Raw genomic sequence first — 13,972 nt, 5'->3', positions numbered from 1 at the left:
CCCTCTTGGTCCTCGCCGATGGCTCCCGACGACCCCCTCCCCCCCTACTCCTACGTCCCCGGAGGCCCCTGGCCGCACCCGATCAGCGGCGCCGGTGGGCACCTGGCCGATACCCCCCGCCATCCGGTTTCGCCCATCGAGGCCGACGCCTGGCACCGCTCGGCCGCCTACCTGCGCGGGGTTCGGCTCTACAACGCCGGCTACTACTGGGAGGCCCACGAAGCCTGGGAATCCCTCTGGCATGCCCACCACCGCCGCGGCCCCACCGCCGACGTTCTGAAGGCGCTCATCAAGCTCGCCGCCGCCGGCGTCAAGGTCCGCCAGGGGCAGCCCCGAGGCGTCTCCACCCACGCCCTCCGCGCCGCCGAGCTGTTCGAAGGCGTCGTCGCGCTCGGCGTTCCGCGCCTCCTGGGCCTCGATCTCTCCTCCTGGGCTTCCCTTGCCCGTCGCCTCGCCGCCGATCCCCCAATTGCCCCCGCCGATCTCCGCCCGGTCGTCGCCGGCCTGCTCGGCCCTCCCATCGAACCGGAAGACGGATGACCGTGTGGTTGATCCGAAGGACGCGTATTACCCATTGGCAGAGCTTCATAACCAAAGGTATGATCAGTTGCGGACCCGGACGCTCCCGGATTGTGCCTCGGGCGCCGGGTCCGGAGATGGCCCGTCGTATGGAGCACGCGAACATGACGACACGACTCGATCGGTCCTGGCTTCGAAGACTCGCAACGGCGACGACCCTGGGCGCCTGCTTCGCCCTGGCGATGGCCTCAACCGCAAACGCCCAGCGAGAATTCCCCGATTCGTACTTCTTCACCGTCAACAGGCCCGAACTCCAGGCCGCTCACGCCGAGATGACCGGCCAGCCCCGGCCCGAGTTCACCATCGGCGACTGGATCAACGCCGATCTCTCCGCCGGCGACCTCGAAGGCAAGATCCTGATCGTCGACCTCTGGGCCACCTGGTGCGGCCCCTGCCTCGCCGCCATCCCCAAGAACAACGACCTGGCCAAGCGCTACGCCGATCAAGGCGTCCTCGTGCTCGGTATCTGCACCTCTCGCGGTCAGGAGAAGCTTGAGCAGGTCGTCGAGCAGCGCGACATTCAGTACCCCGTCGCCCGCGACCCCGACCAGGAAACCGCCGAGGCCTGGAACGTCGCCTTCTACCCCACCTACGCCGTCGTCGACCGCAAGGGGATCGTCCGCGCCATCGGCCTGATGCCCAGCCGCATCGAGGACGTCGTCAAGGCCATCCTCGACGAACAGCCCGCCGAGTCCGATGCGGCCCTTCCACAGGATTGATCCCTGATTCTGATGGCCCGGAATCGGAATCCCTGGGGTGTCTGGGGCCATCCTGGTCCCAGGCATTCCCGAGGGCCCCTTGGGGCACCCATCAACGGATCGGGTTCCTAGCTATGCTGCCGCTGCTCGGCCGGGTGGGCGGCGGCGGTACTGAGGTTATACGCCGTGTTGATCAGGCCGATGTGGCTGAACGCCTGCGGAAAATTGCCCACGAGCCGGCGATTGGTAAGGTCGTACGCTTCCGATAGCAGGCCGAGGTCGCTCCGAATCGACAACAAGTGTTCGAACATCCGCTTCGCGTCGGCTCGGCGGCCCATCAAGGTGTAATTGTCCACCATCCAGAACGAGCAGAGCAAAAACGACCCCTCGCCCGGCGGCAGGCCATCGACCGACGGGTCCGTCTCGTACCGATCGACGAAGCCGTCGTGCATCAAACGCTCCTCGATCGCCCGCACCGTGCTGACCATCCGGGGGTCGTTGGGTTCCAGGAATCCGACCAGCGGCATCATCAACACACTGGCATCCAGAAATTTCGATCCGTACGATTGCATGAACGCGCCGACCTCGGGATCGAAGGCCCGTTCCAGGATTTCATGCCGAATCCGATCGCGGAGGCTTCGCCAGCGATCGACAGCGCCGTCTCGGTCGAACTGTTCCACCCCTTTAACGGCGCGATCGGCAGCGACCCAGGCCATCATCTTCGAATGCGTGAAGTGCCGCCGAGGCCCCCGCACTTCCCAGATCCCCTCGTCCGGCTGATCCCAGGCCGTTTCGAGGTAATTCATCAGTTCCTTCTGAAAGTTCCACGACGCGGCGATCGGCTCCAGCCCCACCTTGCGGCACTGGTGCAGGGCGTCCATCACCTCGCCCGGCACGTCGAGCTGGAACTGGTCGAACGCCGCGTTGCCGATCCGCACCGGGCTCGAATTCTCATACCCCGGCAACCACGGCAGTTGCAGCTCGGTCAGGCGATGCTCGCCGGCCAGGCCGTACATGATCTGCATCTGCGACGGCTTTCCCGCCACGGCACGCAAGAGCCACTCGCGCCAGGCTCGGGCCTCGTCGTGATACCCGGCGTTCATCAACGCATACAGCGTGAACGTCGCGTCGCGCAGCCAGCAATAGCGGTAGTCCCAGTTCCGAACCCCGCCGATCAGCTCCGGCAGGCTCGTCGTTGGTGCGGCCACAATCCCCCCGGTCGGCGCGTAGGTCAGGGCCTTCAGCGTGATCAACGACCGCTTGACCGCCTCGGCCCAGTGAGGCTGGTCGATCGTCTCATCGATCGAGCCCTCGCCGTACGACGACCGATCGATCCATTCACGCCACCAGCGCTCGGTGTCGTGAATGGCGTTGGTGTGATCGACCTCCTTCGGTTCCTTCTCGTGCGACGGATACCACGTCAGGTCGAAGCTGGCCGTCTGACCGGTCGACAGTTCGAAGGAGGAAACCGTATGAAAATCCTCGCCATGCACCGGCACATCGGTTCGCAACCGGACCATGTCCGGCCCCGCCACCGCCGAGATCCCTTGCGGCGTGTGCTGCACCCACGGGATGATCGAGCCGTAGTCGAACCGGATCACCAGGTCCATCGTCATCCGGACCGTTCCCCGGCGGCACTCGACCAACCGAAGCACGTCGGGCAACTCGTCGCGCGGGGGCATGCAGTCGGTAATCCGAACCGTCCCTGTGTCGGTGTCGAACTCCGTTTCCAGCACCAGAGTTCCCGGCCGATACTGCCGCCGCACCGCCCGAATCGGCCCTTCCGGCGCAATCGTCCAGTGCCCATGCTCCTCGTTGCCGAGCAACGCCGCAAACACCGCCCCCGAGTCGAACCTCGGGAAACACAACCAGTCGATCGAGCCGTCCCGGCCGACCAGCGCGGCCGTCTGACAATCACCGATCAGGGCATAATCTTCAAGCAGCAAGGGCATGGTGGCAGGGTCCTGTCGGGTCAAGCCAGGTCGTGCTCCGTCTCGGTTCCGGCGCTCCGGCGAGCGTGACTCAATGTTACCCTAGTCTCAGACGCGTCTCCCGGCAATCGCGCACAACGGGGGCCGACGCCTTTTGGAATCACAGAACAAGAAGGAATGTACCGTGGTGTCGATGGGAGTTCGTCTGGGACGCCTGGAGCTGTCCAACCCGGTTCTTGTGGCGTCGGGAACCTTCGGCTACGTCCGCGAAATGGCCGCCTTCGTCCGACTCGACCGCCTTGGCGGGGTCATCCCCAAGACCGTCACTGCCAAACCCCGCGCCGGCAACCCGACCCCTCGGACCGTCGAGACCGCCTCAGGCCTGCTCAACGCCATCGGCCTCGACAACGACGGCATCGACCACTTCCGGACCCACCACCTCCCCTACCTTCGCACCGTCGGCACCTCCGTCATCGCCAACATTGCCGGCGAGGACGAGGACCAGTTCGTCCAGATGGCCGCCGATCTGGGTGAAGAACCCGGCCTCGCCGCCATCGAGCTGAACCTCTCCTGCCCCAACGTCAGCCACGGCCTCGACCTCGGCATCGATCCCGCTGCCGTCGGCCGCGTCGTTTCTCGATGCCGCGCCGCCTGCCCCTACCCGATCATCGCCAAGCTCACCCCGAACGTCACCAACATCGTCCCCGTCGCCCGCGCCGCCCACGAGAACGGGGCCGACGCCGTCAGCCTCATCAACACCGTCGTCGGCCTCGTCGTCAACTGGCGGGCCCGCCGCCCCATCCTCGCCAACGACATCGGCGGCCTCAGCGGCCCCGCCATCAAACCCATCGCGCTGCGCATGGTCTGGCAGGTCCACCGCGCCCTCCCCGATCTCCCCATCATCGGCATCGGCGGCATCTGCTCCGCCGACGACGCCCTCGAATTCCTCGTCGCCGGCGCCTCCGCCGTCCAGGTCGGCACCGCCACCTTCGCCGATCCCTCCCTCTCCGACCGCCTCCTCGACGACCTCCCCGCCAAACTCTCCGAACTCGGCCTCTCCGACGTCAACGCCTTCATCGGTACGCTTCAATCCAACAAGGAATAGTCACTCGTGTATTCCAAGGGGTGGCTGGGATCGTCTCAACCCCAGACGAGGCCGCATGAGTGGCCCCAGGGGATGACCGGGTGTGAGAATCATCAACGCGGAAGACTTGCTTTGAGGCCGTCTTGAGGGCGCAATCAGGCAATGGACTTCGAACTGATCGGCGAGTTGTCAGAGATCGAGACCATTGCGGTCAATCTCTCGATTCGAGAAAAAACGGACCTCAAGGCGCGTTATGGTGGTCGCCGGTGGCGGAAGCTCAAGGGGGTGGGTCTGATACGATTGCCCAGTGGCAACACCCGTCGCGCCGAACTCCACTGGTACGAAGCGCATGGCATCGGCCGGCGCAAACTCAAGATCAAGCGTTTTCTGGACTGATCCAATGACCACTCACGACTCCAGATCCCTCTTCGCCGTCTGCATCGACCAGGCGGGCTGCGACGATCTCTCGGCCGGGATGCTCTATCGGGTGCTTCCCGACGAAGCGGCCGGCTCGGAGGGGTTTCTCCGCGTGATCGACGATTCGGGCGAGGACTATCTTTATCCTGCGTCTCGCTTCGTCATCGTCCAGGTCCAGCCTTCGGACGAACCGAAGCTCCTTGCCGTCGCCCCGGCGAGCCCTGGGTAACTTTCGACGGGACACCTCAATCAGAACATGCGTTGAGGCAACGGAGCGCTCTCGATGGCGAAGTCCGAGCCCGGCTGGTATCTCGTGCCTCAGGCGGTGGTCGCCCCGGTCGTGCTTTCCGTCGTCGCGATCGCCGCAACCTTCATCGTCTCGCCCTGGGCGCCGGCCGCCCTGCCCTTCGTCTGGATCGGTGCCGGCTGCGCGGCCCCAAATCTGAATCTGGTCAACGGCTGCCTCGCCTACGTCGCCATCTTCATGGGATTCCTGATCTCCTCCCGGCACGAGCCCCTGGGCCTCGCCATCGTCTTCGGGGCCATCGCCGGCTACTGGGGCGGAGTGATCGAGAAACGGTTACGGATGCGGCCATACTCGGGAGACTCGGCGAGCCACGGATGAAACACAGATGGATGTGAGCGACGTGTGTGGCCCCAATTGCTCGCGGGTGGCCCCGGTTGCTCGCCAACCGGGGCGGCGCAGCCGCAAGAGGCGGCATTGGCCACCCGCGTGATCCTCTCGTCGCTTCGCAATCCCGGTTGACGAGCCACCGAGGCCACCCGCCGTCCCGGATCGCATCTCGTTTCTCGCTCATCTTCTTCCCTTCGCTCTTCCCTATCCGTGTTTCATCCGTGTTCCATCCGTGGCTCAAAACCTCCCTTTCCGGTCAAACTTCCAAAAAAACGCAATTAAGCCTCCCATATTTCCTGATTGTTTCAGACAGGGGCCGTTCCACGCCTCCCCGTTCCCTGTCCGCGCTGAAGCTTGCATTGTTGCTGCTCTCCTGGAACTCAAAGGACGCGCACCCTCATGGCCGCCACCACCTTGAAGCAAACGCTCGCCAACCGCCTGAACGCCCTCCTCTCCACCGGCCCGAAATCGACCGAGGGCAAGGCCCGATCGAGCCGCAACGCCCAGACACACGGCCTCTCGACGCTCGGCACTCACCTGCCCGCCGACATGGCCGAGGCGATCGAAGCCCGTAAAACCGAGTGGCTCCCCGACTACCGCCCCGAAGGCCCCGCCCAGACCTGGCACTTCGATCGCCTGGTGGCCGAATCCGTCCGCCTCGATGCCTGCGAGGCCCGCATCTGCGCCGCCCGCTCCGAACACGCCGCCCGCGCCTCCGAATCCTGGGACGACGACCGCGCCGCCGCCGTCGCCTCCCTCGCCGCTCGCTTGCCCCAGCAACCCGAGCGCATCCAGTCCCAGTTGCTCCAGAGCAAGCACGGCGTCCTCTGGCTCCTCGACCGCTGGGCCGAGGTGCTCGACTCCCTCAACCGTCACGAGGGCTGGACCCGAGACACCTGGAACCTCGCCCTCGACCTGCTCGGCGTTGCCCCCTTCGCCCGAGACGGCTCCGGCCCCTGGGATCTCGACCCCGAAGACAAGAGCGAAGCCCCCGGCCTCGCGCTCGTGACCCAGGCCACCGCGGCCCTCCGCGCCCGGCTCGATGCCTTCCTCAACGCCCGAGACGACCGCGCCCAGGCCGACGCTGCCCTCGGCCTCGACGCCGACGAGCCCCCCGCGATCCGCCTCCTGGAACGCTACGCCGCCGACGCCCGACGTCAGTTCTCCCGCTGCCTCAACGAGTTGCGCCGCCTCCAGGCCCTCTCCCCTCGACCTGCCGATGCCGCCCCGTCCCTCCCTCCCGGCCCCCGTCCCGATCGCTTCCGCCCGCACCCCTCCGCCGCCGACATTCCTCCTGCTCCCACTTCCTCCGAGCCTCCCGTCCCCGCTCCAACCGCCCCACCCACCCCGGCGCGAAACGAACCCATCACCCGCCCCTCGATCGCCCGTCCCACACTCTGCCCCGTCCTACCCGGCGCCTCCGCCCCCCTGAACCGCCGCGCCCGCCGGGCCCGAGCCGCCGCTGCCCGACGCTCCTGAACCCTGATGCTCCCCTCCCCCTTCGACCCTCGCACCCCATCCCGGCCCTTCGTGCGCGCCGAACCTCCCAATGCCGCTTCCGCTCGCATCTTCCCATTTGTTCGTTCCGATCCATGGTTTCACCGAGGCTCATCTCCCGATCCGATCCGATCCGAGGCAGCGATCCCCGTCTTCGAGGGATCTGATCCGAGCTGGCCGACGTAATTGTCAAGACTTCTCAGTCAATCTCGCCCGGGAGTCGGCGAACCCCTTGCCATCGAGGTCCCTCAATTCCGTCGAGGACCGCTCCCGATCACGATCCCACGAGCGATCAGCCCAGGGAACCTGACATGAACGACGCCCCCGCTCCCCACACGCGATACCACGCCTTCGACTCCCTCCGGGCGGTCATGATGCTGCTGGGCCTGGTCCTGCACGCCTGCCAGTATTACGTGCCGATCCCCTTGTTTCCGGGGTTCGATTTCCGCGATGTCCGCACGTCGGGGCTGGCCGGATTGACCTTCTTTGGTATTCACACTTTTCGCATGCAAACCTTCTTTGTGATGGCCGGGTTCTTCGCCGCCCTGCTCTGCGACCGCCGAGGGGTCCGGGGGATGTGGTCGAACCGGATGAAGCGGGTCGGCTTGCCCCTGCTCGTCGGCTGGCTGATCCTCTTCCCGATCACGATCTCGGCATTCCTCTTCGGCATCGCCAAACGCGAGGGCCTGCCGGCCTGGGAAACCACCCTCGCCTGGTGGACGACCGGGCAGATCCCCTGGGTCGAGGACTGGCAGCCGTTCTACAGCATCTTCCTCATCTCGCCGCTGCACCTCTGGTTCCTCTATGCCCTGCTCTGGTTCTACATGGGGGCGATCGTCTTCCGGCAGATCGGGAAGATCGGCAAAGGCGCGGTCGGCCGGGGCGTCAACAGCCTCTTCCGACGCCTGACGGCCTGGCACCTGCTCCTTCCGGCCGGGATCGGTTTCACGACCCTGACCCTCTTGATCAGCCCCTCGGCCCTGTTCGACCAGAGCTTCCCGGTCTTCCTGCCGAACCCCTTGCCCCTGGTCCAGTTCGGGCCGTTCTTCGCCTTCGGCTGGCTGCTCTATCGCAACGTCGACCTGCTGCCGACGATGGCCCGCTGGCCGGTGCCGACCTTGGTGGCCGCGGCGCTCATGCTGGTCGTCTATTTCGGGGTAACGGCCTCGGCGATCGGGCCCGACGGCCGGAACACGATGCGGCTGGAGACGGCGGCCGTCTCCTCGGCGGTGGCCTGGCTGGCGGTCTTCGGCTTCATCGGCCTGTTCCTCCGCGTCTTCAACCGCCCGAGTCCCGCCATGCGCTACGTGTCCGACTCGGCTTACTGGGTCTACCTGGCCCACCTCCCCTTGATCTACTGGATGCAAGGTTTGCTGTTCGACCTGCCGGTCCCCGCCCTGGTGAAGATCGGCATCATCCTGAGCGTCTCCATCGTCGTCCTGTACGCCAGCTACGACCTGATCGTCCGGCCGGGCGTCATCGGCCGCTTCCTCAACGGCCGATCGTACCCCTCGGCGCGCCTCGGCCTCCGATCCGGCACCTCGGCCACCCCCGAACCCTCTCCGAACTGATCCGCCTTGCCCCGCCGTCCCCGGGGGCCGGTTCGCCTCGGCCCCCCATCTTCCTCCGTTCCCTCACCAGTCTTCCCGACCCCGGCCTCCTTCGACTCCCTCTCCCTTGTCTCCCCTCGATTTGTTCCTTTCGATCCCCGCTCTCACCTGTTCTTCCCTTCCGATCCCTCCTCTTCCTTGTCTTGCTCCGTGGTTCATCCGTGTTTCCTCCGTGGCTCAAACCTCCCTTTTCCAGATCCGATGCAACCTCCCCTTCAGCCCTTTCCCTGTTTCATCCACCGCCCTGATCTGCGTCGACTCGAACCGCAGCCCCGCTCCCTTGAGGGCCGGCTCCAGGTCCTCGGTCGCCACCCGGTACGGCCCGGAGATCAGGGCCACCCCTCCCGGCGCGAGCATCGCCCGCAGCACTCCCACCACCAGCGGGATCAAGGGCCGCTCATACAAGACATCCGCGCCCAGGATCACCGGGTACGTGGTTTCGGGCAATCGTCTCCAGTCGAGCAACGCCGTCTCGACCCGCTCCGGACCGAACCCATTGGCCCTGCCGCTCTGCTCGACGAACCGCAACGGCGCCCGGTCGTAATCGGTGAACACGACCCGCTCGATCCCCGCCTCCAGGCCCACCAGTCCGGTCAGCCCCAGCCCGCACCCCAGCTCCAGCGCCTCGGCCCCGGTTCCCCACGCCTCGGCCGCGACCGCCTCGGCCAGCAAGAACGCCCCAGGCCAGAGAAAGGCCCAGTACGGCATGTAATCATCCCTCGCGTTCCAGGCCAGCACCGTCGGATCATCCAGCAACCGCTCCGGCTCCGCCGGTCTTGCCAGCCGGATCGTCTTCCCGGCAATCTCCAGGGTCGAAACCGTCTCGGGCCCCTCGTATCGGGAATCCGGCTCGAACTCGTCCACGCGATCCGCTCCTCCCACCCTTGCGATCCGTTTCATTGCCGAGCGATCGGCCCTCGACCTCGGGGGCGAGGGCCGGGAACCCTCCCCCACCCCGGGCTGACCGCCGTTCCTGCCCCTCTCTCCCCCGACGTCGGGGGAGAGGGCCGGGGTGAGCGGGCCCGTTCCAGGACGCCACGCGTCGCAATACCGACGCAGCCCCTCTCACCCGGCCTTCGGCCACCCGCTTCCCCGCACGCGGGGGCGAGGGGCGAGGGTTGCAATGTGTCTCCTCCCCACTCACACGCAGGAGCCGGGCCGGGCGTTTAACCGTGGCTTGCGCCCCCAGTGTAACCGATCCCCGGCCAAACCCCCGAACCCCCGCGCCATTGACGCCCCTCGGTCCCCCCCTTTATAATTCATTGTGTTGAGACTGAATCTCAATTCCGTCCCTCCGCTTCGAGGGAAGGAGCCTCGATCCCTCCGTCGAGTTCGAGCTGCCCGCTTGCCTGCCCACCGACTGAAGAATCAAAGGAGCGATCGTTGATGTCGAGCGTTGCCGAGTTGCCGCCCAGCGTTGCCGAATTGATTCCGCTGACCTTGCTGCGGCCGGGGCAGTCGGGGACGGTCGATCAGGTGCTCGGCACCGGAGATCTCGTGCATCGGCTCCGAGAGATGGGCTTGCGACGCGGAGCCATGATCGAAATGATCCGCCCGGGAAGCCCCTGCATGATTCGCCTCGACGGCCACACCCTCGGCATCCGATCGACCGAACTGTCGGGCATTCTGGTGAGGCCGGCCTGATGAGTCGGCGCCTCTCGGAACTCTCCCTCGGCGAGTCGGCCACGGTGACCCAGGTCGATGCAACCGGCGATGTCGGCATGCGGGCCCTGGAGATGGGGGTCATCCCCGGCACGGTGGTTAAACTCGTGGCCATCGCGCCCCTCGGTGATCCGCTCGTGTTCGAACTGCGTGGCTATCGCTTGAGTCTCCGGCGCTCGGAAGCCGCGGCCATCGAGGTCGCAAGCCTCGTCTGATCCCCCCCGGTCCTGCGGAACGCTCGGCTCCCACCCCGCACGAGGCGACGCAATCGCCGAACCGACGACCGCCTCTCAATACGCCTTGGAAGCAACACGACGATCCCCGGCAGACGGTCCCCTCCCCTTCGCGCCAACCCTCTCCCCCTGTTGACCGACCAGCCGAGTGAGTGGCCCTCCATCATGTCCATTGCCGCTGAACCCCAAACCCGGACCGTGGCCCTGATCGGCAACCCGAACACGGGCAAATCCACCGTCTTCGGCGCCCTGTCCGGTGTGCAACAGCGGGTGGGCAACTATCCCGGCGTCACCGTCGAGAAGAAGACCGGGCGGATGACCGTCGACGGCAAGCGCTGGACCCTCATCGACCTGCCCGGCACCTACAGCCTCGCCCCCCGATCGCTCGACGAGATGGTGGCCGTCGATGTGATGCTCGGCCGACGGCCCGACACGCCGAAGCCCGACGTCATCCTCTGCATCGTCGACGCCAACAACCTGGAGCGGAACCTCTACCTCGTCAGCCAGGTTCTCGAACTCGGTCGGCCGACGGTCGTGGCCCTGACGATGACCGACCTGGCCGAGGACCGCGGTACGACCCTCGACCTGCCGAAACTCCGCGAACGGCTCGGCGTTCCGGTCGTTCCCATCCGGGCCCACAAGCGCATCGGCCTCGATGCCTTGAAGACCGCCCTGGCCGAGACGGCGACTCAGGAGCAACCCGCCTCTGCTCCCGAAAGCCCCTTCCCCGAACCGTTTCAAGGCGAGGTCGCCCGCATCGAAGCCTGGCTGGCCGACGCGAGGCCCGGCCTGCCCCCCTTGCCCCGCTACCTCGTCGAGCGGCTCTTGCTCGACACCAGCGGCTATCTCGAAGGCCACGTCGCACTCAAGAATGGCAACGTCGAGGGCCTGCACGCCGAAATCCTCGCTGCCCGTCAACGCCTGGCCGAGGCCGGTTGCCCCGTCCCGGCCGTCGAGGCGATGGCCCGCTACGGCTGGGCCGCGTCCATGCTCGACGGCGTCGTCACCCGCCCCGACGAGCCTCGCGTCACCTCCGGCGACCGGGTCGACCGCGTCCTGACGCACCGGGTCTGGGGTACGCTGATCTTCGTCGCCGTCATGGCCCTGATCTTCCAGGCTGTCTTCACCTGGTCGATCCCTTTGATGGATCTGATCGACGCCGGGGTCGGCGGCCTGGCCACCCTGGTCGAAGGGGTGATGGCCGAGGGGGCCCTGCGCAGCCTGATCATCGACGGCATGATCGCCGGCGTCGGCGGGGTCATTGTCTTCCTGCCTCAGATCTTCATCCTCTTCTTCTTCCTCGGCATCCTGGAAGACTGCGGCTACCTCGCCCGCGCGGCCTACCTGATGGACCGCCTCATGACCCGTCTGGGCCTGAGCGGCAAGTCGTTCATTCCCCTGCTCTCCTCCTTCGCCTGTGCGATTCCGGGGGTCATGGCCACCCGCGTCATCGAGGACCGCCGCGACCGCATGACCACCATCCTCGTTGCCCCCTTGATGAGCTGTAGCGCCCGGTTGCCGGTCTACACCCTCTTGATCGCCGCCTTCATCCCGCCGGTGGCCGTGGCTGGGTTCGTCAGTCTCCAGGCCATGACGATGGTCGCCATGTACGCCGTCGGCGTCATCACCGCCGCCGCCGTGGCCTGGGCCCTGAAGAAGACCGCCTTCAAGGGGCCGACCCCGCCGTTCGTCATGGAACTCCCCGCGTACAAGTGGCCCTCCCCTCGCGTCGTCCTCCACCGGATGTTCGAACGCGGCTGGTCGTTCGTCCGCAGGGCCGGGACGATCATCTTCGCCGTCTCGATCGTCATGTGGGCCTTGCTCTACTTCCCTCGCCTGCCCGAATCGACCGAGGCCGCCTTCGCCCAGCAGATCGCCGCCCTCGAAGACCAGCGCGAGGCCGCCGACGATGCCGAGGCCGTTGAGGCGATCGATGCGCAGATCGCGACCCTCGAAGCCCGAGCCGACGGTGAGCAGAAGCGATTGAGCCTGCTCGGCCGCGCCGGTCGGGTCATCGAGCCGGTCGTCCGCCCGCTCGGCTGGGACTGGCGGATCGGCGCCGCCGCCATCGCCTCGTTCCCGGCCCGAGAGGTCGTGGTCGCCACCCTCGGCGTCATCTTCGACGTCGGCTCCGACGTTGAGGGGGAGGAAGGGGCCAGCCGCCTCCAGGTCGCCCTGCGCGAGGCCGAGCACCGCGACGGACGCCCCCTGTTCACGATCCCCGTCGCCCTGTCGATCATGGTCTTCTTCGCCCTCTGCGCCCAGTGCGTTTCCACCCTGGCCGTCATCCGTCGCGAGACGAACTCGTGGGGTTGGCCGTTGTTTTGTTTTGCTTATATGACTGTCCTTGCGTATTTTGGCGCGATGCTGGTCTATCAGGTTGGCACCTGGATTGCAGCCTGAGGCTCGGATGACGGGAGGGGATTCCAGAGGCCCGGTTTCCGAAAAGGACGGCAGACGATGACGTTCGACTGGCAAGACCTGTCGGCCCTGGCCGTGGTGGCGGTCGCGGTCGTCTACCTGGCCCGTTTGGGCCTCGCGGCCGTCTCGTCCCGAGGCGGGTGCGGCTCCGGATGCGGCTCCTGCCCGAGCGCTGCCTCGACCCACGGCAAGGGCGAGCCGCTCGTGAGAATCGGCCCGCCCCCGCAGCGGAAGGGTTGAGGAACCGGCTTTTGCTCGCCGGTTCCTCGGTGGATGCCGGTCAAAGGAACGACCGGAGCTGATGGCAGAGCGAGCCGATGTATCGGACCTGTTCGATGTTTGGTCCGGAGCGGCCCCGAGCGACCGAGTTGACCCGAGCCACGAGCCGCCCGCACGATCGTTCCATCCGATCATGAAACCGTCTCAATTCGTGCGGCGGAGCCCCGCTCAGGGCCGCCTGACGGAAGCCGACGGCCGCCTGGTGTAGGTCGATCGCGTCACGGTACATCCGCTCCCCCTGCGGCACGATGTGTGCCGTCGGCCCGAAGACCTCCAGGAACGCCCCGACCTCGCCAATCAACTGATCGACCACTCCGATCACCGGCGCGTGACCTCCCCCTGGAGGGCAGGCTCCACCCCGGCCGCCATGCCCACCATAGCCGGGCAATGGAGCGCCGAAGCCGTGGTCGTGACCACCAAAACCGGGGGCCGGAGGGTAAACGTCGGTCGGAAACCCTCGCGGAATCTGCGGGATGAAGCCCGCGCCCGGTCGATGGCCGATCGGTCCCCGGTGGCCGGGGAACGTCGACCCGTATCGATGGGCCGATGTCGGCGCGACACCTCCAGCCCAGCCGATCCCGGGGTCTGCACGATGGTCCGAGTGCCGATCGAAGCCCGACGATCCCAGCCCGATCGGCGGCAGCCTGCGGTCAATCACCTGCCCCTGCGCCTGGGTTCCCGAGAGGCCGACGACCATCAGGCTTGTCATAACGGTTGCGGTAACAATCATCCTCGACATGGTGCACACTCCTGTTGCGATGCGATCGCGGCAGACAGTCCTCCGGACGGAGATCGGGCCGGTCGGTCGGTCTGGCCTCGGATCGAACAGACCCGAACGCCCGCTGTGGCTCGACCGGCTCGGTATCCTCACCTTGCGACCCGTTGCGTCTCGAAGGGTCGCGACTCGGCTTGAATCAAATACACAGG

At 66.5% G+C, this 13,972-nt stretch carries 15 protein-coding genes; 12 read left to right on the top strand and 3 right to left on the bottom strand.

Annotated features, from left to right (window positions below; all coding sequences use genetic code 11):
* Positions 1-18 precede the first annotated feature (18 nt).
* Complete coding sequence (locus GA615_RS14925) at positions 19-540, top strand: DUF309 domain-containing protein (protein WP_152052104.1); 522 nt, start codon at positions 19-21, stop codon at positions 538-540.
* A gap of 143 nt (positions 541-683) precedes the next feature.
* On the top strand, positions 684-1,298 hold the full coding sequence (locus GA615_RS14920) for a TlpA family protein disulfide reductase (protein ID WP_161602349.1): 615 nt from the start codon (positions 684-686) through the stop codon (positions 1,296-1,298).
* Positions 1,299-1,405: 107 nt separating this feature from the next.
* Here GA615_RS14920 and GA615_RS14915 read toward each other — a convergent pair whose 3' ends face one another.
* Positions 1,406-3,229: a glycoside hydrolase family 15 protein gene (locus GA615_RS14915; RefSeq protein WP_152052160.1), complete on the bottom strand. Its 1,824-nt coding sequence runs from the start codon at positions 3,227-3,229 to the stop codon at positions 1,406-1,408.
* A gap of 163 nt (positions 3,230-3,392) precedes the next feature.
* Here GA615_RS14915 and GA615_RS14910 point away from each other — a divergent pair, with 163 nt between their 5' ends.
* The 6 genes from GA615_RS14910 (at position 3,393) to GA615_RS14885 (ending at position 8,411) form a co-directional block, all read left to right on the top strand.
* Positions 3,393-4,313: a dihydroorotate dehydrogenase gene (locus GA615_RS14910; RefSeq protein WP_152052102.1), complete on the top strand. Its 921-nt coding sequence runs from the start codon at positions 3,393-3,395 to the stop codon at positions 4,311-4,313.
* A gap of 141 nt (positions 4,314-4,454) precedes the next feature.
* Positions 4,455-4,688 (top strand): hypothetical protein, encoded by a 234-nt coding sequence (locus GA615_RS14905; protein ID WP_152052101.1) that lies wholly within the window; start codon positions 4,455-4,457, stop codon positions 4,686-4,688.
* A 4-nt stretch (positions 4,689-4,692) separates the two neighbouring features.
* A complete protein-coding gene (locus GA615_RS14900) occupies positions 4,693-4,938 on the top strand; it encodes a hypothetical protein (RefSeq protein WP_152052100.1) in 246 nt (81 codons plus the stop codon).
* A gap of 54 nt (positions 4,939-4,992) precedes the next feature.
* Positions 4,993-5,334, top strand: coding sequence for a hypothetical protein (locus tag GA615_RS14895; protein WP_152052099.1), 342 nt, complete (start codon positions 4,993-4,995; stop codon positions 5,332-5,334).
* Positions 5,335-5,742: 408 nt separating this feature from the next.
* Positions 5,743-6,822: a hypothetical protein gene (locus GA615_RS27520; RefSeq protein WP_161602348.1), complete on the top strand. Its 1,080-nt coding sequence runs from the start codon at positions 5,743-5,745 to the stop codon at positions 6,820-6,822.
* A gap of 329 nt (positions 6,823-7,151) precedes the next feature.
* Complete coding sequence (locus GA615_RS14885) at positions 7,152-8,411, top strand: acyltransferase family protein (RefSeq protein ID WP_152052098.1); 1,260 nt, start codon at positions 7,152-7,154, stop codon at positions 8,409-8,411.
* Between the two features lie 216 nt (positions 8,412-8,627).
* Here the strand turns inward: GA615_RS14885 and GA615_RS14880 are convergent, their stop codons facing one another.
* Entirely contained in the window at positions 8,628-9,314 is a 687-nt protein-coding gene (locus GA615_RS14880; protein WP_235905441.1) for a class I SAM-dependent methyltransferase, read from the bottom strand.
* 522 nt (positions 9,315-9,836) lie between these two features.
* Here GA615_RS14880 and GA615_RS14875 point away from each other — a divergent pair.
* The 4 genes from GA615_RS14875 (at position 9,837) to GA615_RS14860 (ending at position 13,006) form a co-directional block, all read left to right on the top strand.
* Positions 9,837-10,094 carry a FeoA family protein gene (locus GA615_RS14875; protein ID WP_152052096.1) on the top strand — a complete coding sequence of 86 codons (258 nt, stop codon included), beginning with the start codon at positions 9,837-9,839 and terminating at the stop codon, positions 10,092-10,094.
* Positions 10,094-10,327, top strand: coding sequence for a FeoA family protein (locus GA615_RS14870; RefSeq protein WP_152052095.1), 234 nt, complete (start codon positions 10,094-10,096; stop codon positions 10,325-10,327). The genes GA615_RS14875 and GA615_RS14870 overlap by 1 nt, the downstream gene beginning before the upstream one ends.
* A 183-nt stretch (positions 10,328-10,510) precedes the next feature.
* Positions 10,511-12,748 carry a ferrous iron transport protein B gene (gene feoB / locus GA615_RS14865; RefSeq protein ID WP_152052094.1) on the top strand — a complete coding sequence of 746 codons (2,238 nt, stop codon included), beginning with the start codon at positions 10,511-10,513 and terminating at the stop codon, positions 12,746-12,748.
* Between the two features lie 57 nt (positions 12,749-12,805).
* Positions 12,806-13,006, top strand: coding sequence for a hypothetical protein (locus tag GA615_RS14860; RefSeq protein WP_152052093.1), 201 nt, complete (start codon positions 12,806-12,808; stop codon positions 13,004-13,006).
* A gap of 40 nt (positions 13,007-13,046) precedes the next feature.
* Here the strand turns inward: GA615_RS14860 and GA615_RS14855 are convergent, their stop codons facing one another.
* Positions 13,047-13,784, bottom strand: a complete 738-nt coding sequence (locus GA615_RS14855; protein WP_152052092.1) for a hypothetical protein — start codon at positions 13,782-13,784, stop codon at positions 13,047-13,049.
* Positions 13,785-13,972 lie beyond the last annotated feature (188 nt).

This window comes from Tautonia marina (assembly GCF_009177065.1).
In the GTDB taxonomy this organism is placed as follows: domain Bacteria; phylum Planctomycetota; class Planctomycetia; order Isosphaerales; family Isosphaeraceae; genus Tautonia; species Tautonia marina.
The sequence above is the reverse complement of the archived record's forward strand: the minus strand, read 5'-3'. Positions and strand labels throughout refer to the sequence as shown.

Coding starts and splice junctions, on each gene's coding strand:
- GA615_RS14925 (WP_152052104.1), top strand. CDS start 19: ATGGCTCCCGACGACCCCCTCCCCCCCTACTCCTACGTCCCCGGAGGC.
- GA615_RS14920 (WP_161602349.1), top strand. CDS start 684: ATGACGACACGACTCGATCGGTCCTGGCTTCGAAGACTCGCAACGGCG.
- GA615_RS14915 (WP_152052160.1), bottom strand. CDS start 3,229: ATGCCCTTGCTGCTTGAAGATTATGCCCTGATCGGTGATTGTCAGACG.
- GA615_RS14905 (WP_152052101.1), top strand. CDS start 4,455: ATGGACTTCGAACTGATCGGCGAGTTGTCAGAGATCGAGACCATTGCG.
- GA615_RS14900 (WP_152052100.1), top strand. CDS start 4,693: ATGACCACTCACGACTCCAGATCCCTCTTCGCCGTCTGCATCGACCAG.
- GA615_RS14895 (WP_152052099.1), top strand. CDS start 4,993: ATGGCGAAGTCCGAGCCCGGCTGGTATCTCGTGCCTCAGGCGGTGGTC.
- GA615_RS27520 (WP_161602348.1), top strand. CDS start 5,743: ATGGCCGCCACCACCTTGAAGCAAACGCTCGCCAACCGCCTGAACGCC.
- GA615_RS14885 (WP_152052098.1), top strand. CDS start 7,152: ATGAACGACGCCCCCGCTCCCCACACGCGATACCACGCCTTCGACTCC.
- GA615_RS14875 (WP_152052096.1), top strand. CDS start 9,837: ATGTCGAGCGTTGCCGAGTTGCCGCCCAGCGTTGCCGAATTGATTCCG.
- GA615_RS14870 (WP_152052095.1), top strand. CDS start 10,094: ATGAGTCGGCGCCTCTCGGAACTCTCCCTCGGCGAGTCGGCCACGGTG.
- feoB (WP_152052094.1), top strand. CDS start 10,511: ATGTCCATTGCCGCTGAACCCCAAACCCGGACCGTGGCCCTGATCGGC.
- GA615_RS14860 (WP_152052093.1), top strand. CDS start 12,806: ATGACGTTCGACTGGCAAGACCTGTCGGCCCTGGCCGTGGTGGCGGTC.
- GA615_RS14855 (WP_152052092.1), bottom strand. CDS start 13,784: ATGTCGAGGATGATTGTTACCGCAACCGTTATGACAAGCCTGATGGTC.